This is a genomic window from Nocardioides salsibiostraticola, from assembly GCF_054783655.1.
This window is the reverse complement of record NZ_BAAGQD010000014.1, coordinates 347,587-373,623: the sequence shown is the minus strand read 5'-3', so window position 1 is coordinate 373,623 and position 26,037 is coordinate 347,587. Positions and strand designations below refer to the sequence as shown.

Genomic DNA, 26,037 nt, shown 5'->3' with positions numbered 1-26,037 from the left:
GTCAGGACATCGGTGACGTTCGACGCGGCCGGGTAGTCCTTGGTGAGGTCGCTGGGTGTTGTAGATGTCATCGAAGGCGTCGACCTGGGCCTGCGGTTCAGCAAGGTCTGCGGCGAGTGGTTGTTTGTCGAGGTAGCGGAACAGTGTCTGGTGGAAGCGTTCGTTCTTGCCCTGGGTGGTCGGTTTGTAGGGCCTACCGGTAATCGGCTGCACCCCTAGGGCCATCACGTGCACGACGAGTTGGCCCAGAAGTCCGCGGCGTGAGGGATTGAACGCTAGCCCGTTGTCTGACAGGAGCCGTTGCGGGACACCGTGAACGGTCATGGCCTTGTCGAACACGATGATCGCTGCGGCGGCTGTCTCACTTCAGGCGACGTGGGACGCGACCGCGTAGCGGGAGTGGTCATCGATGAGCCTGAGCGCAGAAGTGTCACCACCAAGACCACTCAAACTGTCACCGATGTCTTGATGCAGGACTGGTCGAATGCTTGTTGGAATACTGTTACTTTGCTGTTGATCTAGCGTGTGTGGATAACCCGCAATTCGGGGCAGGACTGTCGGTGGCCAGTGCTGGAATAGACACATGGCCAAGGACACCAGCACTCTCAATCGGGATCACCCGATCGTGGCTGCTGCGTGCGATATACAGGCCAACCTTGCGGGCGTGACCGACCACACGACGTGGTCGATGAGGGATGAGGACGCCCGCGAAACCGTCCTCCTCCTCACCGAGCTGGAGGCCCAGGTCGCTGAACTCGGCCGGCGGGTCCTGGCTGAGGCCGACCGCCGTGACGTCGCCGGCGACACCGGCGGGACCTCGACGGCGAACTGGCTGGCTCACACCACCAAACTCACCCGAAGCGAAGCGAACCGGCGGGTCAAGCAAGCGAAAGCACTCGACACCCACGAACAGACCCGCTGCGCGTTGGCCACCGGTGACCTTCACGTCGAACAAGCAGAAGTCATCGCCCGCGCCGTCGAGTCGTTGCCCACCGACAAGTGCCCGCCCGAAACCGTGGCTGCGGTCGAGAAGGTCCTGATCGACAACGCCACCGAGTTCGACGCAAAGACCTTGAAGATCCTCGGCTGGCGGGTCTGGGAGGTCCTGGACCCCGAAGGTGCCGAGGCCTTTGAGGCAGAACAACTCGCGAAGGAAGAAGACTCAGCCCGCGACAAGACGAAGCTGATCATGCACGACGACGGCACCGGAGCAGTACGGGGCAGGTTCGTGATCCCCTCCGCCCAAGGAGCAATGTTCCGGAAGCTCCTCCTGGCGTTCGCTGCCCCGAAACACCAGGCCTCCAAGGACAGGGCCGAGGAGACCGACGACGTCGAGGAACTGACCGAACGGATCGCGACCCCGAAACGCATGGGTGAAGCGTTCTGTGAACTCATCGAATCCTTCCGAGCTGAAGACGCACCCCGCTCCGGTGGTGTCTCGGCGACCGCGGTCATCCACCTCGACTACGACACCCTTATCGGTGGCCTGAAGCCAGCGCACCTCGACACCGGGGAACCCGTCAGCCCCGGGCTTGCCCGCCGCATCGCCTGTGAGGCAGGGATCCTGCCCGTCATCCTCAACGGCACCTCCCAGGTCCTCGACCTGGGCCGCACCCGCCGCTACCACTCCAAGAGCCAACGCATCGCGGCCAGCCTCGAGCACCCCACCTGCCAAGCCGCGAACTGCGACTGGCCCTCAGGCATGTCACACATGCACCACCTCGACCCCTGGCACCAAGGCGGCAGCACCGACCTGAAGAAAACGGCGGTCCTGTGCCCGCGACATCACACCCTGATCCACCACCACGACTACGCCCACGAAATCAGACCCGACGGCACCATCACCTTCCACCGCCGCACCTGATCGAGCCAGCACAGGTCTCCGAGTTTGCGTCGGAGCACCGGTACGTATGCGATTCCCATAGCCGCGCAGAGCGCGCTGATCCGGTTAGGCTGCGGTGTGCCCGAGTTCAGCTGGCGCCCGGCCAACGAGGCAACGACCGAGGACATCGAGGCGGTGTTCGACACCGGTGGTGCCCGCAAGTGCCGCTGCCAGGCGCTGAAGTGCCCCGGCTGGATCTGGCGCGACACCACCCAGGAGCAGCGGGACGCCGCCCTGCTGGAGCAGACCGGTTGCGGCACCGACGGGCCCACCTCCGGCCTGATCGGGTACTCAGACGGTGAGCCCGCCGGTTGGGTCGCTGTCGAGCCGCGGGAGAACTACCCCCGAGTGTGGAGCCGGAAGAAGTCGTGGATGCGGATGGACCCCGAACTCGTGGGCGTCTGGTCGGTCACCTGCTTCGTCGTACGCAAGGGCTTCCGCCGGCAAGGGGTGATGTACGAGTTGGCCGCGGCCAGTGTGGAGTACGGACGGCAGGTCGGCGCCCACGTCCTCGAGGCCTATCCCACCGAGCCGCCGCCCGGCAAGACCGTGATCTGGGACGAGGCGTCGGTCGGGCTGCTACAGGTCTTTCTCGACGCCGGCTACGAGGTGGTGTACTCGCCAACCCTGCGCCGCAGGGTGGTGCGTCGCCAACTCGGCGAGGCGCCTCAAGCCACCTCCGACCGCTGAGGAAGCGGTGGGATGAGAAGGCCATGACAAGTGTCATGCGGAGATCGTGACAACTCCCCCGGGGCTGATCGTCCGTGAGGTCGCAGTGTGGGTGCATGACCACTCCAGCACTCGAGGCGATCGGCCTCACGAAGCAGTTCCGAGGACAGGGCGGCGAAACCATCACCGCCGTCGACGGCATCGATCTGACCATCGGTTCGGGTGAGATCGTCGCGTTCCTCGGCCCCAACGGCGCCGGCAAGACCACCACGGTCGACATGTTCCTCGGTCTGACCGCACCGACCAGCGGCACGATCGAGTTGTACGGCGCCCCGCCCCACCGCGCCGTCGTGGACGGTCGGGTCTCGGCGGTGATGCAGACCGGCGGACTGTTGAACGACTTCACCATGCGGGAGACGGTCCGCGCCATCGCCGCTCTGCACGGACGACCCGATCGGGTCGACATCGTGATCGAACGCGCCGGGTTGGGTCCGATCGCCGACCGGCTGGTTCAGGGCTGCTCGGGAGGTGAGCAGCAGCGGCTGAAGTTCGCCCTGGCACTCGTTCCCGACCCCGATCTGGTGATCCTGGACGAACCAACGACCGGGATGGACGTGGGTGCACGGCAGGAGTTCTGGGAGACCATGCGCGCCGACGCCGCCGACGGTCGCACCATCGTGTTCGCCACCCATTACCTCGCCGAGGCCGATGCCTTCGCCGACCGGACCGTGCTCATGTCCCGCGGGCAGATCAAGGCCGACGGGCCGACGGCCGAGGTGCGGGCGGCGTACGGCGGGCAGTCCATGACGCTGCGGCCTCCCGCTCACGCCGTGGGGGTCCACGGCATCGACCGTGCCTGGCTCGCCGAGGTACGCCGGGCAGTCGCTCCCCTGGGCATCACCGACATCGAGGTCGCCAGCGCCAGCCTCGAGGCCGCGTTCCTGGCTCTGACCAGTGACGTGACCGGCAACCCCACCACCGACCCCACCCGCGAAATGGAGGCACTGCGATGAGTACCGCCACGATCAGCAAACCCGAAACCCGTCGACGCTCGATCCGTCCCCTGATCGGGACCTACGTCGGTCTCGACCTCAAGCGCCAGTTGCGCGACAGGGTCGGCGTCTTCTTCATCGTCGCGTTGCCCGCCTTCCTGTTCTTCGTCTTCGGGATGGGCGACGACGAGGTCTACGGAAGCGCCAACGTCGCGATGTACGTCATGGTGTCGATGGCGGCGTACGGCGCGGTCACCGCCACCACGACCGTCGCCGGGTCCGCCGCCACCGAGCAGACGCAGGGCTGGGGACGACAACTCGCGCTGACACCTCTCCCGCCCCTGACCTTCGTGGCCGTCAAGACCGTCGTGGCGATGTCGGTCGCGGCCGTCCCGATCGCCCTGATCTATGCGATCGGAGCGGCCACGGGCTCCTCGGGCAACTCGTTCGACTGGCTGGCCAGCGCCGCCATCGTGTGGGTCGGATCGGCCCTCTTCGCGGTCTACGGTCTGGCGATGTGTCTGATCTTCAAGGGCGAGAACGCCTCCGGCATCGCATCGGGCCTGATCGTGATCATGAGCTTCCTGGGCAACGTCTTCACCCCCATGGACGGCATCATCCTGCAGATCGGCCGATTCACCCCGCTCTACGGCTACGCCGGCCTGGCCCGCTACCCGATGTCCGAGGGCCACCTCCCCATCGACGCCGGACACGACTCGGTGTGGCTGCTGCTGGCTAACGTGTGCGCATGGACGGTGATCTTCGCAGCGCTGGCGGTGTGGGGGCTGCGCCGTCGCCGGGAGCGGGTGTGACCACTTCCCCCGCCAACTCACCCGTCACATCGCTCCGATCCCCCTGGGAGCGGTGGGGGTGGGTCGTGGCCGGAGTCTGGCTGGTCTTCCTCGCCTACCCGGTCTCGGAGACGTTCGACACCGACGCGCCCGCGCTGGTCCAGGCGCTCTCGCTGGCGCTGATCACGGCCTACGCGGTGGTGTACCTGCTCGGCTGGAGTGTATGGCGCGCGCACGCCCTGACGGTCTGGTTCGTGATGCTGCTGCTGGGACTGGGCGCGGTGCCCATCATCGGTATCGAAGCGATCGGTCTGACCCCCTACCTCGGAGCGTTCTCCGCGCTACTGGTCCCGGCGCCGTGGTGGAAGCCGACCACGGTGATCAGCGCCCTGTTGCCGGTCCTGTCGCTCATCGGCGGCGACTTCCCGGCCTTCTTCTTCCTGATGGTGTGGCCCATCATCGGTTTCTGTACCGCGATGCGCGTCTTCTCCGAACTCGACGGACGCTCCGAGGAGGCGCGGGCCGAACTGGCGCTGGTGGCTGAGCGTGATCGCGTCGCGCGCGACGTCCACGATGTGCTCGGTCATTCGCTGACCGCCCTGTCCATCAAGGCCGAACTGGCCGCCCGGCTCATCGACGTCGACCCGGCCCGGGCTCGCACCGAACTCGAGTCGATCCAGGAGACCGCGCGGCAGGCCCTCGCCGAGGTTCGCTCGACCGTCGGCGGTCTTCGCGCCGCCAACCTCGAGGACGAACTGACCGCCGCCCCACGGGTGCTGGCCGACGCCGGCATCGAGACCCGCCTGGTCGGCACAGTCGCCGACACCGATCCGCGACACCGCACCCTGTTGGCCTGGGTGCTGCGGGAGTCGGTCACCAATGTGGTCCGTCATGCGGGCGCGTCCATGGTCTCGATCGAGCTCTCCCCCACGGGTCTGGTGGTGACCGACGACGGCTCCGGACTCGTGCATCCCGACGGCAACGGGTTACGCGGAATGCGCGAACGCGTGTCGGCGGCAGGCGGAACCCTCCACCTCTCGGGCCATCACGCGGAGCCACAGGGAACCCGTGTCGAGGTGACGCTCCCGTGATCCGAATCCTGCTGGCCGACGACCAGGCACTCGTGCGCGGCGCCCTGGCGGCCCTGCTCGACCTCGAGACCGATCTGGAGGTCGTCGCCCAGGTCGGCCGCGGTGACGAGGTGCTGGTTGCCGCACGCACCTGCGCCGCAGAGGTGTGTCTGCTCGACATCGAGATGCCGGGACTCACCGGCTTGGAGGTGGCCGAGCAGTTGCGCACGGAGCTCCCCGAGGTTAAGTCGTTGATCGTGACGACCTTCGGCCGTCCCGGGTACGTTCGCCGCGCGATGGACGCCGGAGCCGCCGGATTCCTCGTCAAGGACACTCCCGCCCGCCAACTCGCCGACGCCGTACGCCGCGTGCATGCCGGGCTACGCGTCGTCGACCCCGGTCTGGCGACGGAATCGCTGATGTCGGGTCCCTCGCCGCTCACCGCCCGGGAGTCGGAGATCCTGCTGTTGGCCGTCGACGGAGCCCCCGTCGCGGTGATCGCCGCACGCGCCCAACTCTCCGTCGGCACCGTCCGCAACTACCTGTCGGCGGCCATCGGCAAGACCGGTGCAGCGACCAGGGCCGAAGCGGCACGGGTGGCCCAGTCGAACGGATGGATCTGACCCGATCGGATCCACGGTCGAAAGCGCAAGGGGTACGACCCTGGCACCTGATGGCGCGGCGGTCCTAGAGTGAAAATCGACGGACTACCGAATGACGCCGCGCGGCAGCGACTGGGCCCGCCATACGGGAATTCCTGAGCAACCTCAGGGGGGAACTGATGGTCACCGACACCGGTCTGCGCCGGGGCGAACACGGGGTCACGAGGCCCACCGTGCCCCCCGAAGAACTCCGCTTCGGGGTCATCCTCAATGGTGGGGTGAGTCTGGCCGTCTGGATGGGCGGCGCCGTGGGCGAACTCGATCGCCTGGTCAAGGCCAAACACCTGACCGACTCCACCTACACCCGCGTCCTGGACATCGCGGGCTGCGTGGCCCGGGCCGACGTCATCAGCGGCACCTCCGCGGGGGGCATCAACGGAGCCGCCCTGGCGCTGAGTCAGGTGAACAGCCTGGCGCGCATCGCATCGCTGCGGGACATCTGGGTCGACAAGGGTCAGATCGAGACCCTGCTCCGTAAACCCTTCCGGGGACAGCCGACCTCTTTGCTTCAAGGCGACGAGTACTTTCTCCCCGCCCTGAACGACGCCCTGCTCAAACTCGCGCATCCCGCCGCCGGCGTCTCGGCGGAGGAGGCTCCGATCGACCTGACCATCACCGCCACGGTGTTGCGCGGAAACCAGACCATCGGCGTCGACTCCATGGGCCAACAGTTGCCCCAGAAGGTGCACGCGGCACGCTTCCACTGGAGTCGCCACGATCCCGCGGCCGACCCGTTCGAGGCTGCGGCCCTGACCGAGACCTCACGACGGCTCGCGCTTGCTGCCCGCTGCACGGCCAGCTTCCCGGTGGCCTTCGAACCCGTCTTCGTGCCCGTCGGACAGGACGCCAGCGCCAGAGCCGAGAGTCGGACGCCCGAGGACCTGAGACTTCGCCCGGACATGGACGGACTGGTCGAGGAGTGGGGCGACGAGATGCCCGCCCGCGACCGCTCCCGCTACGTCGTGGACGGCGGTGTCCTGGCCAACACCCCCACCCTCTCGGCCCTCGAGGCCGTCGAGTCGATGGAGGCCAAGGGCGCGGTCCGTCGGGTCATGTTGATGGTCTACCCACACGCCGAGGCGCCCGACGCAGACGATCCGGACGAAGCGGGGAAGCCGCCGACGCTGGCCGGCTCCCTCTCCGGTCTGCTCGGCGCCCTCACCGCACAGGGTGGCCGCACCTACGTTGAGGAGTTCGAGCGACACAACCGGGCCGCCGCCGGTCGACGCGGCACCCGCCACGACGTCCTGGACTCGATCGCGCAGGAGCAGGGCCCGACAAGCCAGGACCCGGCGTACGTCGCGGTCAAGCTCAACGCCCTGGCCCGAGAACTGTTGCCCCACTACCGCCGACTGCGGATGTGGCGCGCGGGTCGGGATCTGGCGGCGCGGGTGTTGAGCCTGCTGAGCGCGGACCAGAACACCAGTGCCTTGGCCGGCGACTTCAGCTTCGAGCGGGTGCGGCAGGCCGCCGAGAACGCGCAACGCAACTGGGCCGACCGTGCTGACGGTGCTGACGGTCCTGACGGGCAGAAGGTGGCTCGCCCCCGCGTGTCCTACGTCCCGGACGACCTGAGTGGCGCGGGGAGCTCACCCACCTGGGGATGGGGAGTTCTGGGTGCCCTAGGAGTGGCCGAGGCGGCATCCGATCTGGCTCGCCGGGTGATCTGGTTGCTGGAAGCGGGGCCGCAGTACGACCGCGCGCAAGCAGCCAGGGAGACCATCACCCACACCACCAGCTCCCTGCAGGAGGCCCGGCGGTTGATCGACATGATCTGGGAAACACCCGACACGGTGGCTCGCGGGCTGGTGCCCACAGAGGCCTACTGGACCCTGCGCATCGCCTGGTTCGAGCGCTGCATGCTCGGCGTCGACGACGAGACCGGGTTGCGTTCGTGCATCGACGAGGTCGCGCAGATCGAGGGTGCTCGCCGACACCGACGTGACGGCAACGAGGCAGCCGGAAGGGTCAGGTACGACGAAGTGGCCGGCGCGCTGATCACCGCGATGTTGCCGCCCGACGACGTCGACAACGACGGGCTCAGCACCGTGCCCGGGGCAGCGGGGGTGTCGGTCCGGGAACTGGTCATGCATCTGATCGGGGCGCTTCGCGAACTCGATCTGATCGTTGCGGATCTCCTGAGCGGTGCCGGTGGACGCAAGGGGCTGGAGAGCGCTGTACGCGGCCTGAAGGCGTGGCACGCGCTGTTGAGCTCCACCGAGGGCGGCAGGGTCGAGGACGAGGAACTGCTGCAGCGGCTGCTGAACCTCGAGGTGGCGACCACCTCATTGGGTGACGAAGTGACCACCGGCGCGACGCTTCCCGTCGAGGTGGTTCAGCTCAGCGCCCAGACGGAGAACGGTTTCACCGAGGCCACCCGAACGTCGGACGACAAGCTCGCCGGTATGTCGGTGAGTCGCTTCGGGGGATTCCTGAAACGGTCCTGGCGGGTCAACGACTGGATCTGGGGGCGCATGGACAGCGCCTCGGTCCTGTGCGCCACCGTCCTGCAACCCTCACGACTCCGACGAGCAGCGGCGATCCGCGGTGAACTGGTCGACCCCGCCTCCTCACGCGATGCGGCCGAGGTGGCGGTGACCCGCCTCGTGGGCCCACCCGAACTCTGGGCGGTGCTGCTGGAGGATCCCCGCGCTGCGGCCGCACACAAGCAGGCGGTCCAGGAGATGACCGCGGTCCTCGACGAGGCGACCCCGGACTCCCGCCTCCCCCCGTCCATGCCCAACCTCGCGCGGCTGTGCGCCTGGGCCCTCCACCTGGACATCATCGGTGAGGAGTTACCCGAGTTGGCCCGCACCGTGACCGCCGACGTGGTCGATGGCGCGAGCCCACGGGCCAACGCGTGCGTCTTCGTGCAGCAGTACGCCGAGATGATCAAGCAACTCGACGGCCCGCCCTGCGCGGACCTGGCTGAGCGGTATCGCCTGCGGATGCAGGCTCTGCGCGCCTTCGACCGGGCCGGGATCGGTCGCGAGAACCTCGAGGCCGAGGCGACCAGCGACCAGATGATCCGCACGATGACCAGTGCCGCTGCGGTGGCCACCACCGTCCTGGACTCCGACAGCAACGGGATGCCGGTCGCCAAGCCCCTGACGCGCACCCTGCGGGGCGGGATGTTGCTGCCCTATTGGGTCATCAGCGCCCTGACTTCTCGATCTATGGCCGCTCGCAGCCTGGCCCTACTGGGGATCGCCCTGGGCGGCGTACTGCTCGCCCTCTCCCTGCTCGGGGTGCTGCCCCAGGCGCTGGCCGGACCCGGTGCGGCTTTGGGCAGCTCGACCCTCCTGATGGTTCTCGCCTACGGCGCCCTGCGAACCGGCACGATGCTCCACGGTCTGGTCCTGCTGACGCCGGTGGCCGCTCTGGCCACCTTCGCGGTGGAAGGGGGTGCCAACAGTTCCGAGACGGAGGGGGCCCTCTACGGGGGCGTCACCCTGCTCGTGGTGATCGGCCTCGTGGTCGCGCTCATGGCCCTGGGCAGTCTGCAGTCCTCCAGCCGCAGTGTGTGGACCTCCCTGGACGCACTGGCCGTCCGGGAGGGGTTCACGATCCCCATCCCACCGAAGGAGCTTCCGCCCCCCACGACGATGCGAGAGCGTGTCGACCTCGCCAAACGAGGGCTCCCCCACGCCGGTCGGCTGGGAGGCATCCGGGTCCTGGCGGTGCTGAAGAGTGCCCGCCAGCTGATCATCCCGGCGCTCCTGCTCGGGGTCGTCGCGGTGGTCGTGGTGTGGACGGTCAACGACCCGTGGCCGGGCGTGCTGGAGTTCGTTCGCGACCATCAGGTCCTCTTCGCGTTCGGGGCTGTCGCCGCGGTCCTGCTGGGCGCCTACACCGCGTCCCGCGTCGGTCGGCTCCTGCAGGTTCTGCGCGCCGACGGTGACTCCGCCGTGGTGGAGTGGACCTTCAGCCCCGTGACCACCCCGGCCGGAACCGCGGTGGGTTGGTCGGTGATGTACGGCGCCGGGTACCTCGTCGCGGCGGGGGTCCTGGTCGCCCACGAGAGCTGGACCCGCGAAGCATGGGTCCTGGCCATCCTGCTGACCACGACCGTTCTGGGCATCGTCCTGACCCTGGTGCTCCCCTGGTGGCTCCCGCTGCGGGCGATCCGGATCACCGAGACCAAGGTCCGCCATCGGATCCAACTGATCCCGGTCCACGGTGACGGCGGAATCCCCCAGCAACCAGTGCCTCCGAGGGAGCTGATGGTCGCCCAGGACCTCCTCCACCACGGCATCGCCTATCGATGGTTGGTATCGAAGCCGCGCGAGGGGGCCTACCAACCCACGCTGACCCGCCGAGGAAAACGGTTGGCTCGTTCGGATCAGGCCATTGGGTCCTGAAGCGGCGGGTCCTGAGGCGGCGGGTCTCGAGGGCTGAGCCCGCAGGGGCGGGTACGACGCGGGGTCCGGTCTGCTAGAACATGGTCATGGCAACCACCGCACTCGGGGGCAACCCCGTTCAGACCATCGGCGACCTCCCCAGCACCGGGAGCACCGCCCCCACCTTCACCCTCGTCGGCTCGGACTTCAGCGAAGTCACCCTGCCTGCGGGCCAAAAGACCGTGCTGAACATCTTCCCCAGCGTCGACACCGGCATCTGCGCAGCCAGCGTGAAGAAGTTCAACGAGCTCGCGGCCGGCCTCGAGAACACCACCGTCATCTGCGTCTCAGCCGACCTGCCGTTCGCTCAGGCCCGTTTCTGCGGCGCCGAGGGGATCGAGAACGTCACTGCGGCCTCGGCCTTCAAGTCGACCTTCGGCACCGACTACGGCGTCACCATGACCGATGGCAAGTTCGAGGCCCTGCTGGCTCGCTCGGTCGTGGTCGTCGACGCCGACGGCAACGTCGTCTACACCGAACTGGTGCCCGAGATCGCCCAGGAGCCCGACTACGACGCAGCGATGGCTGCCTTGTCCTGATCGGCCTGTCCTGATCGGCCAGTCCTGATCGGCCTGTCCTGATCGGCCTGTCCTGATCCGAGTACCCGTACTCAGTCACATATAGGTCAAAAGACCATGGCGGCGGAACGGTTCGGTGGGGCTCAATGTCCTCATGAACCGTTTCGCCGATTCCACAGTTTGCCCTGACTGTCGCGCGGCACTTCCCCCCGACCCGGACCGCTGCCCGACGTGCGGGTTGCCGTTGCGCAACGCCACCGCCGCCGAGCTGTTCTCTACCCTGCAGCATGCGGATTCCCTGCTGGAGCGTCTACGAAGCCTTCCGGTCACCCAGCCGGTCACCCAGCCGGTCACCCCGCCCCTCACCCCAACGCTGACCACGACGACCGCCAACGTCGCGGCCTATCCCGCGTCCGACCTCGACCCGTTGCCGAGCAGCCGACGCCGCCCGGGTCTTCACGGGTCGTCGGTCCCCAGCATTCTCCTGGGCCTCGGCGCCCTGTGCCTACTCGCTGCGTCGGTGATCTTCTTGGCGGTGGCCTGGTCGTGGCTGGGCGTCGGGGGTCGCACCGCTGTCCTGGTGGCGTTGACCGTCGCCGCTGCCGGCGCCGGCGTCTGGTGGTCGCGCCGCGGCCTGCGCGTCGCTGGCGAATCCCTGACCATCGTCGCCCTGGGTCTGTTGACCCTCGACCTGTTCGGGGCCGAGAACGCCGGATGGTTGGGAGCCGCAGCGGACTCCTGGTTCCCGGTGCTGGTCGGCGCCTCGCTCGCGGTCGCGGGAGTCGCCCTGACCCTGGGCGCGCGGACCACCTCCACGCTCCTGGTGGGCCCCCAGCTCATCGCCGCCCTCGGCGTACTGCTCACCTACGTCGGACTGCGCGATGCCCTGGGCGCGGACCTCTGGATCAGTGCCATCGCCGTCGGCGTCGTCGCCGGACTCGCGCTGACGGCTCGAAGCGGGCTGGCGGCCCTGCCGCCCCTGCCGCCCCTCGCTTGGGCCCTGGTCGGGGTGACGGTGGTGCTGTGGTCGAGCCTGCTCGGAGGCGGGCTGGAGGCCGTGCCGACCCCGATCACCGTCGCCGCTCTGTGGAGCGGCGCCGGCTGGGCCCTTCTCGCCGCGGCCGCCTACCTCGCGGCACCCGCACTGATCCCCGCGTTGCGCTCCACCGCCCCGTTCTGGGTCGGAGCCTCCGCGATCCTGGTGACGTTCACGGTGGCGCTGCCCGCGTTCGAGCTCTCCGCCGACGGGCTCATGGTGACGGCACTGGTGGCCGTAGCCGTGTGGGTCGTCGTCGCCTCGGTGCTCCCCGGGACGTGGTCCTGGGCCGCCCGGATCCCCGCGCTCGCCGCTGCGCTGCCCGCGACGGTCGGGCTCGCGGTGCTGGTCGCCGAGGCCGCAACTCGCTTGGGGAGTCCCGCCGCGCCGTACTCCGCCACGATCGGGGCCAGCCTCGGCGCGACGGACACGGAGTTGAGTCCCTGGCTGCTTCTCCCCGCCGCAGCCCTCGTCACGTGGGTGGGGCTGCAGATCGTTGCCGACGCGGTGGCGGTCACCCGGAGCCGGGTGACGATGGCCGCCGCGTCCGTCGCCGCCGCCGGTGGTGTGCTGACCCTGAGCCTGTTCCCCGTCCCGATCTGGACCGTCGTCCTGGCCCTGGCCAGTGTGGCCACCGCTCTGGTTCTCGTCGCTGCGCCGCGTCAGGACCGGGTTGCTCCTGCTTTCGCAGTCCTCGCCGGCCCCGTCTTCATGACCGCCCTGATCGTGGCCCGGCCCTCCGCCGGGCTCCTGACCATCACCGCCTTCGTCCTCGCAGCGACTGCGGCACACGCCGCTGTGAACGGGCGTACGACGTGGGTCGCGAGGCTCGGCCACCTCACGGCCCCCGCCGGTCTCGCCATCGGTCTCTACGGGGCCGGCGAGATCGCCGACCTCTCTGAGACCTACCGCGCCGTGGTCGTGGTCCTGGTTCTCGGACTTGCCGCAGTCCTTCGACCGCGAGCAGATCTCGAGATCTCGGCGGCTCTTTTCGGCGCCATCATCAGCGGGGTGGCCGTGTTCGGCCTCGAGGGCGGTGCGGGTCCGCTCGCACTGCTCCTGACCCTCGGCGGTGCGCTCATCACGATCAGCGCCCTGCTCAATCCCGAACGGCGGATGCTGGGTTGGGTCGGTGGTGGGCTTCTCGCCGCGGCCACCTGGGTCCGGCTGGCCGACATCGGAGTCGGCACCCCCGAGGCCTACACCCTCCCCTCCGCCATCGCCCTGCTCGCGGTCGGTGGGTGGCAGTTGTCGCGGAACCCTGTGACCAGCACGACGCGCCTGCTCGGGCCCGGACTCGTGCTCGCCACGCTGCCCTCGTTGCTGTGGAGCCTCAGCGACCCGACCTCGCTGCGAGCCGTCGTACTCGGCGTGGCCTGCTTGTCCCTGGCACTCGGGGGTGCGGCCCTGCGGTGGAACTCGCCCCTCGTGGTGGGCGCCTCGGTCGGAGCACTGCTGGTGCTGATCGAGCTCGCGCCCTACGCGGTGCAGACCCCGCAATGGGTGTTGATCGGCCTGGCCGGCGCCGCCCTGACCGCGGTCGGTGTGACCTGGGAGAGTCGGATGCAGGACGTGCGTCATGCCGGCGCCTACCTCGGCCGGTTGCGCTAGGGGCCGGTGTCCTGCGGCGACCAGAACGCCGCCGCCATGTCGACCTTGCCGGACGGGCGCGAGGGAGTTCCCTCCTGGTCGTATCGCTCGGTCGCCTCCCCCTGATGACTCGGCGGCAGCGATCCGTCGGCTCGCACGACCCTCCACCACGGCACCGGACCACCGTGTCGGGCCAGGACGTTGCCGATCCATCGAGGGCCCCGGCCGACCGCGGCCCCGATCGCGCCGTACGTCGTGACCCGCCCGACCGGGATCCGCTCGACGATCACCAGCACCTGCTCGACGAGGTCCTCGGAGTCAGTCGGCGTGGCGCCATCGTTCATGGGAGGAACGTATCCCGATCGCCCCGAAGGACCGCTTCACGGGCGACCGCTCACAGGCGGCGTCGGAACGGCTCGGTTCCCCGCGTCAGGCGCAGGCCCTTGATGCCCGAGTGCTGGCGGGCGAAGCGGAGTTCGCGACCGAGGTCACCGATGTTGTTGGAGCCGGGAATGGGAAGCAGCCCCAGGGTCGACAGCGTCCCGATGGCGCGGCCACGGGCGTCGACGAACGCCGAACCCGAGTCTCCCGGCACCCCCGGGGTCACGGTGTAGAGCGAGTGCGACCAGCCGCCGTCCGAGGGTGCGTCGCCCAGGCTGAACCCCGTGTGGGGAGCCAGGATCTCGATGCCGCCGCGCAGACTCGAGTTGCCGTAGGTGTAGACCCGCTCACCACCTCGCAGGCCGTCCCGATCGACGCCGGTCGGTCCTCCCCAGAACGGGATGCTCGGGTTGACCAACTTGTTGTCCCGGCGCTTGACCTTCACCAGGGCGAAGTCGTTGTAGGCGCACGTGTTCGGGTCGGTGGTCCCGATCCGGTTCTCGGTGATCCACGAGGAGTACACGAGGCGACCCTGAGCGAGTCTGCGTCCCGCGGTGATCAGACTCCCGCCCTGGACGAAGTCGACCTTGGTGCCCAGCGGCAGCGAGCGATTCTCACACCCGTTCGTGTCGGTGGCCTCCCCCAGGCCGGCGCAGTGTGCGGCGTACCCGACGTAGACCCGACCGCGCTTGTCGGTGAACACGAAGTTGGCTGTGCACTGGGCGCCCTTGGTGTACATCTGCACACCCGGCGTGATCACGGCCTTCGAGACAGGGGCCCAACTCGTAACCCGCTTGAACTTCTTCTTCCTCGCCTCGGCCGGGCCGGCCACCAACAGGGAGGCGGCCAGGACTGCGGCAAGCAGGGCGACGAGAACGACCAGGGCGGGCGATCGGCGAGAGGTCAGCGAGATGGGATTCACACCCGTTCAACGATCTGTGCCCGACCTCGTTACGCCGCACGTCCATGCTGTGAACGACGACGGCCCCGCGCCCCCGAAGGGGTGCGGGGCCGCAGCCGGTCCCAGGCGGGCCCGGGGGGGGTCAGATCACAGGGGCGAGGAGAACGGCTCGGTGCCGAGCACGAGATCGAGGCCGCCGATGCCGGAGTTGGCCTGAGCGAAGGCCAGTTCGCGGCTGAGGTCACCGATGTTGTTGGACAGCGGGAGCGGAGCGAGACCCAGGGTGGACAGGGTGCCGATCGCCTTGCCGTTCTCGGACAGGAACGCCGAGCCCGAGTCTCCGGGGACACCCGGGGTCACGGTGTAGAGCGGGTGCGACCAGCCACCGTCGGCGGCGGAGTCACCCAGGCTGGTGCCGAACTTCGGCGACAGCGGCGTCAGCCCCGCGCGCAGGCTGGAGTTGCCGTAGGAGTAGACCCGATCGCCCGCGGCGGTGCCGTTGGTGTCGATCCCGGTGGGGCCACCGAAGAAGGGCACGCTCGGGTTGACCTTGCCGGTGTCCTTCGCGTCCACCTGGACCAGAGCGAAGTCGTTGAAGGCACAGGTGTTCGCGTCGGTCGTGCCGATCGCCCGCATGGTGCGCCACGAGGAGTAGACGAGCTTCCCGGTGCCGACCTGGGTGCCCGAGGAGAGCAGCGAACCGCCCGTGTTGAAGGTGACCTTGGTGCCCAACGGCACCGACTCGTTCTGGCACCCGTTGGTGTCGGTGGCCTCGCCGAGGCCGGCGCAGTGGGCGGCGTACCCGACGTAGGTGTTGCCGGCTGCGTCGTCGAAGACGAAGTTGGCGGTGCACTGAGCACCGTCGGTGTACATCTGCACACCGGGGGTGATGGTCGCCGACGAGGCGGGGGCGTAGCCCGGCTCGGCCGCCGAGACGGCTGGGGCGACCAGGGTGGTGGCGGCCGCTAGGGCTGCGGTTCCTGCGAGGGCCAGTGTGGTCAGGGTGCGGTTCAGTCTCATCGAAGTCTCCTACCTGGGGTGCAGTACGTCTTTTCCAACGACCTGCGTCCGGAATGGTTACGGCCCCCTAGTCACAAATGACTAGGGGGCCGCAACCGATCGGATCAGTAGGAGGGTTGGCTCGGGTCGATCTGGCTGACCCAGGCCACCACGCCGCCACCGACGTGGACGGCGCTGTCGTATCCGGCGCCCTTCACGATCGCCAGTGTCTCGGCGGACCGGACCCCGGACTTGCAGTGCATGACGACCTGGGTGTTGGAGTCGACCGCTGGCAACTTCTCCAGGGCGGATCCGTTGAGGAAGTCGCCCTTGGGGATCAGCACGGAGCCGGGGATCTTGTTGATGTCGTACTCGTTGGGCTCCCGCACGTCGACCAGGACGAAGTCACGCTTGCCCTCCTCGCGCTCCTTGAGCATGCTCTCCAACTGCACGACCGAGATCGTCGAGCCCGCGGCCGCGTCGGCGGCTTCGGTCGACACGGCGCCGCAGAAGGCGTCGTAGTCGATCAGCTCGGTGACCGTGGCGTTCTCACCGCACAGGGCGCAGTTGGGGTCCTTGCGGACCTTGAGCTTGCGCCACTCCAGCTCGAGGGCGTCGTAGATGACCAGACGGCCCACGGCGGGGTCGCCGATGCCGGTGAGCAACTTGATCGCCTCGTTGACCTGGATCGAACCGATCATGGCGCACAGCACGCCGAGGACGCCGCCCTCAGCGCAGCTCGGGACCATTCCCGGCGGCGGCGGCTCGGGGTAGAGGCAGCGGTAACACGGCGCCTCGACCGACTCCCCCGACTCGTCGGTGGCGTTCGGCCAGAACACCGACGCCTGGCCGTCGAAGCGGTAGATGGAGCCCCAGACGTAGGGGATCTTCAAGAAGTACGCCGCGTCGTTGACCATGTAGCGCGTCGCGAAGTTGTCGGTGCCGTCGACGATCAGGTCATAACCCTCGAAGACGGACATGACGTTGTCGTTGTCCAGGCGCTCGGGGTGCAGCACCACGTTGACGTAGGGGTTGGCCTCCTTGATCGCGTCGCGCGCGGACTCGGCCTTGGGCCGGCCGATGTCGGACTGACCGTGGATGATCTGACGCTGCAGGTTCGACTCGTCGACCTCGTCGAACTCCGCGATCCCCAGCGTGCCGACCCCGGCAGCGGCGAGGTAGAGCAACGCCGGGCTGCCCAGACCTCCGGCCCCGATGACCAGGACCTTGGCGTTCTTGAGTCGCTTCTGGCCCCCCATGCCCACGTCGGGGATGATCAGGTGTCGGCTGTAGCGACGGACCTCATCGGTGGTCAGTTCGTCGGCGGGCTCGACCAGCGGCGGGAATGTCACGGTTGCGCTCCTTGCAGAAGGTGGTGGGTTCTCAGTCAGACGAACACCGGGAACAGGCTTCATGTTCCCGCCTTCACCAGGTCGGGGTTTCCCCGCGTCCCGTCATCCGGACCCGAAAGTCTCGGAGTAGGGTCAGCGTGTGGTGAACCCGTGAGGATGAATCGATGAGCCGCCCGGAGGCCGACATGCCCGAACCGAGCGCAGCAGCGCGCCCACGGGGGCTCCGACTCCCGCGACGACAGCGCCGCGCCCAGTTGCTGGACTCCGCCCTCGAGGTGTTCTCCACCCAGGGCTATCACTCCGCCGCGATGGACGACATCGCCGAGCGTGCTGGCGTCTCCAAGCCGGTCCTCTACCAACACTTTCCCGGCAAACTGGATCTCTACCTCGCCCTACTCGACGTCTCCTGCGACACGATCATCGACAACTGTCGGGTCGCTCTGATCTCGACCCACGACAACAAGCAGCGGGTCGCCGCGGCCGTCCACGCCTTCTACGACTACGTGGCCAACGACACCGGCGCGTTCCGGCTCGTGTTCGAATCCGATCTGACCAACGAGCCCGCCGTACGCACCCACGTCGAACGGGTGACCACCGAGTGCGCCGACCTGATCGCCCACGTCATCCACGACGACACCGGCCTCCCCGACGCCGCCTCACGTCTGCTCGCGGTGTCACTGGTAGGAATGGCGCAGGTCAGCGCGCGGTTCTGGCTCAGTGATGCAGCAGGGCTCGAGCGCGCCGAGGCCGCGGCACTGGTGTCCCGCCTCGCCTGGCGCGGCATCGGTGGACAACCGATGTCCGACTCCGAGGGCCAGCAGAACTAGCCCCAACGCAGCGACAGCACAGCTACCCCAACAGAAGGAGATCGACCGTGGAGGTCAAGATCGGCGTGCAACACGCCCCCCGAGAGCTCGTCTTCGAGGTCAGCGAATCGGTGGAAGAGGTCGAGAAGATCGTGAACGAATCGGTCGCCAACCACGGCGTCCTGAGCCTCACCGACAGCAAGAACCGACGCATCCTGGTCGCCGCCGACAAGATCATCTACGTCGAGATCGGCGGAGGAGTCGCAGGCCAGGTGGGCTTCCGGGGCTAGGACTCCAGCCCGAGCTCGCTCATCCGCTCGGCGTGGCGTTCGGTCAGGCGGGTGAACATCCGTCCGATCGCCGCCAGGTCGAGACCGGGGCGGTCCACCCCACCGGTCAGCAACGCGGTCAAAGCGTCCCGGTCGGCCGCGACACGCTGGGCCTGGGTGAGAGCCTCACCCATCAGTCGGCGACCCCACAGGGCCAGTCGACCCCCCTTGCGGGGGTCCGCGGTGATCGCCTCCCGCACGCGGGCCACGACGTACGCCGCGTGGTCGCCACCGTCGACGCTCGAGACGACCAGGTCGCGGGTCTCGGGGTCGAGGTAGGCCGCGATCTCCCGATAGAAGTCGTTGGCCAGCCCGTCGCCCACGAACGCCTTGACCAGTCCCTCGCACCAGTCCGAGGGCGCGGTGTGCAGGTGGAACTGGTCGATCGGCTTGCGGAACGGCGCCATCGCCTCGAAGGGATCGCTCCCGATCGAGGCGATCCGTTCGTGCAACGGCAGCACCTTGCCGAACTCGGCGGTGGCCATCGCGGCCAGGGCGACCTTGTCCTCGAGGCTCGGCGCCAACTTGGCGTCCTCGGCCAGACGCTCGAAGGCTGAGATCTCGCCGTAGGCGATGACCCCGAGGAGGTCGACCACGGCCGCCCGGTAGGTCGCATCCTCGAAGACCTCCGAGATGTCGGAACCGGTGGACACTTCGGCGGGAGTCACGGAATCGGGCATGAGCGGCACCCTACCGATACACTCGTGACGAACGACCTTCGTAGAACCCTGTTGGACCACTCGGGTCCGACCGGCCCGTATGTGCGCGGCTGAGTGTGAATCGGCTGCCCCATCACGTCGCACAACGCGACCTGCTGACCACACGAAAGCGACAAGACTCTGACTACTTTCCGAGACTTGGGCGTCCTGCCCAAGATCTGCGACGCCCTCGAGCGCGCCGGCATCACGACCCCCTTCGCCATCCAGGAGATGACCCTCTCGGTCGCCCTGATGGGCACCGACCTGATCGGTCAGGCCCGCACCGGAACCGGTAAGACGCTGGCCTTCGGCATCCCGGTGCTGCAGCGCAGCGTCACCATGGACGACCCGGCGTACGCCGATATGCCGGAGGGCAAGCCCCAGGCCCTGATCGTGGCCCCGACCCGCGAGCTCGCCCTGCAGGTCTCTGCCGACCTGGCCCTGGCCAGCAAGGACCTGGGCCTGCGGGTCCTGACGGTCTACGGCGGCGTCGGCTACGACACCCAGCTCGACACCCTCGAATCCGGGGTCGACGTCGTCGTCGGCACGCCCGGTCGGTTGATCGACCTCGCGAACCGTCGCGCCCTGGACCTGTCCCACGTGCACGCCCTGGTCCTCGACGAGGCCGACGAGATGCTCGACCTGGGCTTCCTGCCCGACGTCGAACGCCTCCTGTCCATGACCCCCGAGACCCGGCAGACCATGCTCTTCTCGGCGACCATGCCCGCCGCGATCGTCTCCCTGGCGCGCACGCACATGCGTCACCCGATGAACATCCGCGCCGAGTCGTCCTATGACACCACGATGGTTCCGGCCACCGCCCAGTTCATCTACCAGGCCCATGACCTCGACAAGCCCGAGATCATCGGTCGGGTCCTACAGGCCGAGGACGCCGACAAGATCATCGTGTTCACCCGCACCAAGCGTCAGTCCCAGCGCATCGCCGACGACCTCGCCGAGCGTGGCTTCAGCTCCTCGCCCCTGCACGGCGACATGGCTCAGGTGGCTCGGGAGAAGGCTCTGGCGAAGTTCCGCGAGAACAAGATCCGGGTGCTGGTGGCCACCGACGTCGCAGCCCGCGGAATCGATGTCGCCGGGGTCTCCCACGTCATCAACTACACCTGCCCCGAGGACGACAAGACCTACGTGCACCGGATCGGCCGGACCGGCCGCGCCGGGGCCACCGGGACGGCCATCACGTTCGTCGACTGGGCCGACCTGCACCGGTGGAAGATGATCAACAAGACCCTCGACCTGCCGTTCGACTCCCCGCAGGAGACCTACTCGACCTCCGAGCACCTCTACCACGACCAGGGCATCGCCCCGGGCACCAAGGGACGCATCGTCGACCCCGCCCCGGTGGAGCGCAAGGAGCGGTCCGACCGCGACCGCAAGCCCCGCGAGGGTGGCCGTGACGGTGGACGCGAAGGCGGCCGTGAGGGTGGACGCGACGGGAACCGTCCGCCCCGCAACCGCAACCGCTCGCGGACCCGCAGCGGTGAACAGGTCTCTGATCAGAACGCGGGCACCTCAGGGAACTCCGGCGCCCCGAGCAACTCTGCCCCCGCCGCGGACGCACCGGCCGCAGCGGCATCGACCGGCGGATCGACGAGCAACGGCTCGGAGAACTCCGGTGCCGGGTCGACCGGCAACCGCAACCGTCGTCGTCGTCGCCGCAGCGGTGGCGCCGGCTCGGGTGCGGAGAGCGCAGCCTCCTCCACTCCCAGCGAGTGATTCAGCGCTGAACTGCTGACAACGCACTGACCCCGGACGCCGAGCGTCCGGGGTCAGTGCGTTACGGCTACTTCTTGGCCCGCTACTTCTTGGCCCGCTACTTCTTGGCCGGCTTCTTGGGACCCTGCTGGGAACGCTTGACCAGGTTGGCCGCGACCTCGCGGTAGGCCTTGGCGCCCTTGCTGCTGCGCGAGGTCGACAGGATCGACCGGCCGGCCGCGGGTGCCTCGGCGAACTTGATCGTCTTGGGGATCGGCGGTTCGATCACGTCGAGTTCGTAGGTCGCCGAGATTGTCTCGAGCACCGTGCGGGAGTGGTTGGTGCGGCCGTCGTACAGCGTCGGCAGCACCCCCCAGACCTCCAGGGACTTGTTGGTGAAGCGGCGTACGTCGTGGACGGTGTCGAGCAGTTGCCCGACTCCGCGGTGCGACAGCGTCTCGCACTGGAGCGGGATGAGCACCCCGTCGGCGGCGGTCAACGCGGCCACGGTCAGGACGCCCAGGGAGGGCGGGCAGTCCAGCAGGATCCAGTCGTAGTGGGTCTCGGCGGCGGCGAGGTCCTCCACGACGCCGCGGATGACGTGCTCGCGTCCGGTGCGGGTCAGCAGATCGGCCTCCGCCCGGGCCAGCTCGATCGTGGCAGGGAGCAGGTGGACGCCGTCCTCGGTCTCGATGATCACCTCCGCCGGGTCCAGACCCTTGGTCAGGACGTGGTGGACGGAGAGTTCGAGGTCTTCGGGGTCGACGCCGAGCGAGAACGTCAGGCAGGCCTGAGGGTCCAGATCGACGATCAGAACGGCATGGCCCAACTCGGCCAGGGCGGCCCCCAGGGAGGCCACCGTCGTCGTCTTGGCGACGCCGCCTTTTTGGTTGGCTATCGCGAGGGTCGTGGTCTTGGTACTCATCGGGACCCATCATGCCGGACACTTGGTTTACTTCGTGGCATGCCCACCGCACTCATTTCCGGCGCCACCGCCGGCATCGGCCTTTCCTTCGCCCGACTCCTCGCCGCTCGGGGTCATGATCTGGTCCTGGTCGCCCGCAACGAGGAGCGCCTGACGACCACCGCCGCGGACCTGCGGGCCGCCCACGGCGTCCACGTCGAGACGATCCGCGCCGACCTGTCCGACCGCGACGAGATGGCCACCGTCGAGGCCCGTTTGGCCGACCCCGGCCGTCCGATCGACCTGCTGATCAACAACGCCGGCTTCGGCCTGAAGGAGCGTTTCCTCGACAACTCCGCGGACACCGAGACGATGATGCTCGACGTCCTGGTCACCGCTGTGGTGCGGCTGACCCACGCCGCCCTGGGCCCGATGGCCGCCCGGGGCTCGGGAGGGATCATCAACGTCTCCAGCGTCGCGGCCTTCCTGCCCCGCGGGACGTACGCCGCAGCGAAGGCCTACGTGAACAGCTTCAGCGAGTGGGCGGCCAACGAGTACCGCGATCAGGGCGTCACTGTGATGAGCCTGTGCCCGGGGTTCACCCGGACCGAGTTCCACGAACGGATGGATGTCGGTCGGGACTCCGCACCCTCGTTCCTCTGGCTCGACGCCGACGACCTGGTCGAGAAGGCGCTCTCCGACTTCGCCAAGGGCCGGACCTACTCCATCCCCGGTGCGCAGTACAAGGCGATCGTCACGCTGACCCGACTGGTTCCCAACCGGGCCCTGCAGGCGCTCCAGTCGGTGGGACGACGCTGAACCAGGCGTCGAACCAGTGTCCTAGTTCGAGACCTGAGCCATCAGTCGCTCGTACTGCGCGGGGTCGGTGGTGTTGCAGCCGAGTTCGTGGCCCGTCTTCCCCAGGCCGTGGTGGTCGCTCGAGCCGGTGATGATCAGGTCCAGGTTGCGGGCGATGGCGCGCAATTGGTCGCGATCCTGCGGTGAGTGGTCCTGGTGGTCGACCTCGATGCCGGCCAGCCCGGCCTCGGCCAACCGCGCGAAGGTTGCCTCGTCGGGGTGGCCGGAACCGCCGTTGCGTCCCCACGGGTGGGCGATCACCGCCACCCCACCGGCCTCGACGACCAGCGCGACGGCGTCGCTCAACAAGGGTGCGTAGCGGTCGAGGTAGCCGGGCCGTCCGGGGTTCAGGAAGCGGGCGAAGGCCTCATCGCGGTCAGCCACCTCTCCGATCGCGACCAGGGCGTCGGCGATGTGCGGTCGACCGGCGGATTCGCTCGAGCCGCTGACCCGGCGTACGTCCTCGGCGGTGATCTGGCTGCCCACCTCTCGGAGCTTCTCGATCATCGCCGGTTCGCGGTCTCCACGGCCCGATCGCACCCGCGTGAGCACCTCGGCCAATCCGGCGTGGTCGGGATCCGTGCGGTACGCCAACAGGTGGGCTCCTCCCCCGGGCGCTCGGGTGCTGACCTCGATGCCGGGCACGACGGCCACCCCGTAGGTGTCGGCAGCGGCGAGGGCTTCGGCCCAGCCGACCGTCGTGTCGTGATCGGTCAGGGCCACGACGTCGAGACCGGCGTCGGCGGCGGCACGAACGAGTTCGGTCGGTGTCTGGGTGCCGTCGCTGACGTTCGAGTGGGTGTGCAGGTCGATGCGCATCACCGTCAGCCTAGATCCAGGCTGCTACCAGGGCGGAGCGGTCCCCTCGAAGGGAACCTCGACGAGTTCGGGTCCGGCGGTCGAGACGTCGCGCAGGATCCAGTCGTCGCGCAGGAGGAGAACGGCCGAGGCCGGACGCAACACCATCCACAGCCACCGGCCCGCAGCCTCACCGGCGACGACCGAGCGGTCCCACTCCCCCGCGGAGGCACTGATCGAGACCGGCCAGAGGGGCACATCCTGACTCCCGACACGGACCTTGACCGCGGGTTGACCGGTGCGGATCTCCTCCCCGGGGTCGTCGCGCGGGGTGCGGGCGATGCGTGCTCCCAGGCCGGTTCCTGCTTCCTCGCTGACGATCAGCACGTCGACCGGGCCGTCGAGCACGCTGGTGCCGGACACACAGCTCATGGTGGCCCGGGCGCCGGAGTCGTCGCCGACCAGCGCGAACCCGCTGACACCCCACCCCGGACCCAACGGCCACGGGAGGTACGTCGGGAAGTCGACCGCCCGCTGGAGGTGTTCGGCGAACGAGTCGTACGACGTCACCTCGGGTCGCCACAGGGGCACGATCTCGCCGTGTTCGACGCACACCCAGCAGTCGTCCACCCGGGAGACCGGGGCCGGGCACCGCGGACAACCGGCGTCGAGGGTCATGTCGTCATCGTGCCACGATCACCGGGGCCCTGCCGGGAGGCAGCCAACTCGGCCCGAAGGGTCTGGACCTCCTCCAACACGCGTTGCAGGTCGTCGGCGCCCGACTGTTCTGCCGCCTGTTCTGCCGACTGTTCCGCCGCCTCGGTCTCCTCCGCCACGGCCTCGATCAACCAGGCCGCGACACTTGCGGTGACGGTGCCGAGCAGGGCGATCCCCCCGACCATCAGGCCGACCGCGACCAGGCGGCCGGTCCCGGTGACGGGGAACAGGTCGCCGTACCCGACCGTGGTCATCGTGGTCGCCGACCACCACATGGCGTCCCCGAAGGTGGTGATGGAGGCACCTGGTGCGTCTCGCTCGGCGTCCAGGACGGCCAGACCGGCCACGAAGGCGAGCATGGCCGATCCGATTCCGACGTAGAGGCCGACCCGACCGCGCAGATTCCGAGCACCGCTCGCGTTCATCACCCGGAGCAGCAGGACCAGTTGCAGCAACCGCAGCGGCCGCAGGAACGGGACGATCAGGATGAACAGATCCAGCAGGTGATGCCAGAACCACGTCACCCGCTCCTCGGCCAGCACCAGGCTCGCGAGGTAGTGCACGCCGAAGGCGACCCAGACCACGACGACGACCACGTTGCACAGGCGCTTGAAGCCCGAGGGGATGTCGGGTTCGAGAATGGGGATCGCGTAGGCGGCCAGGAACAGCAGCGCCAGGCACGCGAGAATGCGTTCGGAGACCACCTGAAACTTCGTCATACGCTGCAGTCTCGCCGATCGCTGCGTCACCGATCGGGACCAACCCCTAGCCTGGGGGCATGGTCTCTCCGCGCGTCGCCGTCTACATCGACTTCGACAACGTTGTCATCTCCCGCTACGACCAGGTCCACTCCGGCACCCGGGACGCCTGGCGCCGCGACAACGCCCGCGACCATGCGGCCGATCCGCAGGGCGACGACCCGATCGACGTGAAGCTGGCCGAGGCCACCCTCGACATCGGCGCGGTCCTGGACTACGCCTCCTCCTTCGGCACGGTCGCACTCTCTCGTGCCTACGCCGATTGGTCGGTGCCGGCCAACGCGGCCTACCGCCGTCAATTGGTCGATCGGGCCGTGGACCTGACTCAACTCTTCCCGGTCAGCGGCACCAAGAACGGCGCCGACATCCGGCTCGCGGTCGACGCGATCGAGGACCTCATGCAGTACTCCGATCTGACCCACGTGGTGATCGTGGGCGGTGACTCCGACTACGTCGCGCTGGCCCAGCGCTGCAAGCAGCTCGGCCGCTTTGTGGTCGGCATCGGGGTCAAGGGCTCCACCGGGCGCGCGCTCATCGCCGCCTGCGACGAGTTCCGCACCTACGACGCCCTGCCCGGCGTACCGGAGCTGCCGAAGAAGGAGACTCCCGCCAAGGAGACGGCGGAGACCGAACCGGCCAAGAAGGCGCCCGCCAAGAAGACCGCCGCGAAGAAGACGGCCGCCAAGAAGACACCAGCGAAGAAGGCTGCGGTTCCCGCGCCGGAGGTCGAGGAGGTCCCCGAGGTCGAGGCGGAGACCGAGGCGGACGTCGAGACCGACGCCCCCGCGATCAGGACGACCACCCGTCGCCGCTCCACGCGCAGGGTCACCCCGACCGTCTCCGAGCCCGACCCGCAGCAAGAGGGCACCGCGCTGCTGGTCCGAGCCCTGCGCATCGCCCAGGACAAGGCCGGTGAAGGCGAATGGCTCTTCGGCGGCGGGGTCAAGAGCCAGATGCAGCGGATGGACCCCGGGTTCAAGGAGAAAGAACTCGGCTACAAGACGTTCTCCGACTTCGTGGAGTCACGCACCGACGTTCTCGAGGTCAGCTCCGACCACGACGACGGCAACCTGCGGCTACGTCTGCGCTAGCTTCCTGACGCCGGTTGAGGTGCGAGGAGCGCAAGCGACGAGCCTCGAAACCAAGCAACCGACCCCGAGAACTTCCCCGAGATCGGTCACCAGGTTTCGAGGCTCAGGCCTTGACGGCCTTC

Annotated in this window: 23 protein-coding genes and 1 pseudogene; 14 read left to right on the top strand and 10 right to left on the bottom strand. The window is 68.5% G+C overall.

The genetic code is table 11. From position 1 onward, the window contains the following. Window positions 1-42: 42 nt before the first annotated feature. Window positions 43-225, bottom strand: a pseudogene (locus tag ACYVLV_RS09160) (integrase core domain-containing protein); the annotation flags it as partial. 358 nt (window positions 226-583) lie between these two features. Between ACYVLV_RS09160 and ACYVLV_RS09155 the strand changes: the two are divergent. The 9 genes from ACYVLV_RS09155 (at window position 584) to ACYVLV_RS09115 (ending at window position 13,631) form a co-directional block, all read left to right on the top strand. After that, window positions 584-1,864, top strand: a complete 1,281-nt coding sequence (locus ACYVLV_RS09155; RefSeq protein WP_460809323.1) for an HNH endonuclease signature motif containing protein — start codon at window positions 584-586, stop codon at window positions 1,862-1,864. Window positions 1,865-1,960: 96 nt separating this feature from the next. Then, window positions 1,961-2,572 (top strand): GNAT family N-acetyltransferase, encoded by a 612-nt coding sequence (locus ACYVLV_RS09150; protein ID WP_460809321.1) that lies wholly within the window; start codon window positions 1,961-1,963, stop codon window positions 2,570-2,572. A gap of 95 nt (window positions 2,573-2,667) precedes the next feature. Then, a complete protein-coding gene (locus ACYVLV_RS09145; RefSeq protein ID WP_460809320.1) occupies window positions 2,668-3,564 on the top strand; it encodes an ABC transporter ATP-binding protein in 897 nt (298 codons plus the stop codon). After that, window positions 3,561-4,355 (top strand): ABC transporter permease, encoded by a 795-nt coding sequence (locus ACYVLV_RS09140; RefSeq protein ID WP_460809319.1) that lies wholly within the window; start codon window positions 3,561-3,563, stop codon window positions 4,353-4,355. Before ACYVLV_RS09145 ends, ACYVLV_RS09140 begins: the two co-directional genes overlap by 4 nt. Then, window positions 4,352-5,425 carry a sensor histidine kinase gene (locus ACYVLV_RS09135; RefSeq protein WP_460809317.1) on the top strand — a complete coding sequence of 358 codons (1,074 nt, stop codon included), beginning with the start codon at window positions 4,352-4,354 and terminating at the stop codon, window positions 5,423-5,425. The genes ACYVLV_RS09140 and ACYVLV_RS09135 overlap by 4 nt, the downstream gene beginning before the upstream one ends. After that, entirely contained in the window at window positions 5,422-6,027 is a 606-nt protein-coding gene (locus ACYVLV_RS09130; protein WP_460809315.1) for a response regulator, read from the top strand. Before ACYVLV_RS09135 ends, ACYVLV_RS09130 begins: the two co-directional genes overlap by 4 nt. Window positions 6,028-6,185: 158 nt before the next feature. Beyond that, window positions 6,186-10,427, top strand: a complete 4,242-nt coding sequence (locus ACYVLV_RS09125; RefSeq protein ID WP_460809314.1) for a patatin-like protein — start codon at window positions 6,186-6,188, stop codon at window positions 10,425-10,427. Window positions 10,428-10,513: 86 nt separating this feature from the next. Beyond that, a complete protein-coding gene (gene tpx / locus ACYVLV_RS09120; protein WP_460809313.1) occupies window positions 10,514-11,005 on the top strand; it encodes a thiol peroxidase in 492 nt (163 codons plus the stop codon). A gap of 223 nt (window positions 11,006-11,228) precedes the next feature. Further along, window positions 11,229-13,631, top strand: coding sequence for an SCO7613 C-terminal domain-containing membrane protein (locus ACYVLV_RS09115; RefSeq protein WP_460809312.1), 2,403 nt, complete (start codon window positions 11,229-11,231; stop codon window positions 13,629-13,631). Here the strand turns inward: ACYVLV_RS09115 and ACYVLV_RS09110 are convergent. From ACYVLV_RS09110 to moeZ, 4 genes are all read right to left on the bottom strand, one after another. After that, window positions 13,628-13,954 carry an MGMT family protein gene (locus ACYVLV_RS09110; RefSeq protein WP_460809310.1) on the bottom strand — a complete coding sequence of 109 codons (327 nt, stop codon included), beginning with the start codon at window positions 13,952-13,954 and terminating at the stop codon, window positions 13,628-13,630. The two genes, ACYVLV_RS09115 and ACYVLV_RS09110, sit on opposite strands and share 4 nt — an antisense overlap. A 50-nt stretch (window positions 13,955-14,004) precedes the next feature. After that, window positions 14,005-14,913 (bottom strand): serine protease family protein, encoded by a 909-nt coding sequence (locus ACYVLV_RS09105; protein WP_460809308.1) that lies wholly within the window; start codon window positions 14,911-14,913, stop codon window positions 14,005-14,007. A gap of 126 nt (window positions 14,914-15,039) precedes the next feature. Continuing rightward, window positions 15,040-15,912 carry a hypothetical protein gene (locus ACYVLV_RS09100; RefSeq protein ID WP_460809306.1) on the bottom strand — a complete coding sequence of 291 codons (873 nt, stop codon included), beginning with the start codon at window positions 15,910-15,912 and terminating at the stop codon, window positions 15,040-15,042. Window positions 15,913-16,016: 104 nt separating this feature from the next. Next, entirely contained in the window at window positions 16,017-17,243 is a 1,227-nt protein-coding gene (gene moeZ / locus ACYVLV_RS09095) for an adenylyltransferase/sulfurtransferase MoeZ (RefSeq protein WP_460809304.1), read from the bottom strand. A gap of 164 nt (window positions 17,244-17,407) precedes the next feature. On the opposite strand from moeZ, the gene ACYVLV_RS09090 reads away from it, so the two are divergent. Further along, complete coding sequence (locus tag ACYVLV_RS09090; RefSeq protein ID WP_460809303.1) at window positions 17,408-18,070, top strand: TetR/AcrR family transcriptional regulator; 663 nt, start codon at window positions 17,408-17,410, stop codon at window positions 18,068-18,070. Window positions 18,071-18,117: 47 nt separating this feature from the next. After that, the gene (locus ACYVLV_RS09085; protein WP_460809301.1) at window positions 18,118-18,339 is read left to right on the top strand and encodes a DUF3107 domain-containing protein; all 222 of its coding nucleotides are present in this window, start codon (window positions 18,118-18,120) and stop codon (window positions 18,337-18,339) included. Here the strand turns inward: ACYVLV_RS09085 and ACYVLV_RS09080 are convergent. Next, window positions 18,336-19,058, bottom strand: coding sequence for a ferritin-like fold-containing protein (locus tag ACYVLV_RS09080; RefSeq protein ID WP_460809300.1), 723 nt, complete (start codon window positions 19,056-19,058; stop codon window positions 18,336-18,338). The two genes, ACYVLV_RS09085 and ACYVLV_RS09080, sit on opposite strands and share 4 nt — an antisense overlap. Window positions 19,059-19,307: 249 nt before the next feature. On the opposite strand from ACYVLV_RS09080, the gene ACYVLV_RS09075 reads away from it, so the two are divergent. Beyond that, window positions 19,308-20,810, top strand: a complete 1,503-nt coding sequence (locus tag ACYVLV_RS09075) for a DEAD/DEAH box helicase (protein ID WP_460809642.1) — start codon at window positions 19,308-19,310, stop codon at window positions 20,808-20,810. A 97-nt stretch (window positions 20,811-20,907) separates the two neighbouring features. On the opposite strand, the gene ACYVLV_RS09070 is transcribed toward ACYVLV_RS09075, so the two are convergent. Next, window positions 20,908-21,714: a ParA family protein gene (locus ACYVLV_RS09070; protein ID WP_460809299.1), complete on the bottom strand. Its 807-nt coding sequence runs from the start codon at window positions 21,712-21,714 to the stop codon at window positions 20,908-20,910. Between the two features lie 39 nt (window positions 21,715-21,753). Here ACYVLV_RS09070 and ACYVLV_RS09065 point away from each other — a divergent pair, with 39 nt between their 5' ends. Further along, on the top strand, window positions 21,754-22,512 hold the full coding sequence (locus ACYVLV_RS09065; protein WP_460809297.1) for an SDR family NAD(P)-dependent oxidoreductase: 759 nt from the start codon (window positions 21,754-21,756) through the stop codon (window positions 22,510-22,512). 21 nt (window positions 22,513-22,533) lie between these two features. Here ACYVLV_RS09065 and ACYVLV_RS09060 read toward each other — a convergent pair whose 3' ends face one another. Genes ACYVLV_RS09060 through ACYVLV_RS09050 form a run of 3 tightly spaced genes read right to left on the bottom strand, consistent with a single transcriptional unit; the run spans window position 22,534 to window position 24,785 of the window. Continuing rightward, window positions 22,534-23,370, bottom strand: a complete 837-nt coding sequence (locus tag ACYVLV_RS09060; protein ID WP_460809295.1) for a PHP domain-containing protein — start codon at window positions 23,368-23,370, stop codon at window positions 22,534-22,536. A 24-nt stretch (window positions 23,371-23,394) separates the two neighbouring features. Next, window positions 23,395-24,027 (bottom strand): DUF6758 family protein, encoded by a 633-nt coding sequence (locus tag ACYVLV_RS09055; protein ID WP_460809293.1) that lies wholly within the window; start codon window positions 24,025-24,027, stop codon window positions 23,395-23,397. Beyond that, window positions 24,024-24,785: a potassium channel family protein gene (locus ACYVLV_RS09050; protein WP_460809291.1), complete on the bottom strand. Its 762-nt coding sequence runs from the start codon at window positions 24,783-24,785 to the stop codon at window positions 24,024-24,026. The genes ACYVLV_RS09055 and ACYVLV_RS09050 overlap by 4 nt, the downstream gene beginning before the upstream one ends. A gap of 59 nt (window positions 24,786-24,844) precedes the next feature. Here ACYVLV_RS09050 and ACYVLV_RS09045 point away from each other — a divergent pair, with 59 nt between their 5' ends. After that, complete coding sequence (locus tag ACYVLV_RS09045) at window positions 24,845-25,915, top strand: NYN domain-containing protein (protein WP_460809290.1); 1,071 nt, start codon at window positions 24,845-24,847, stop codon at window positions 25,913-25,915. The last annotated feature ends 122 nt before the right edge of the window (window positions 25,916-26,037 follow it).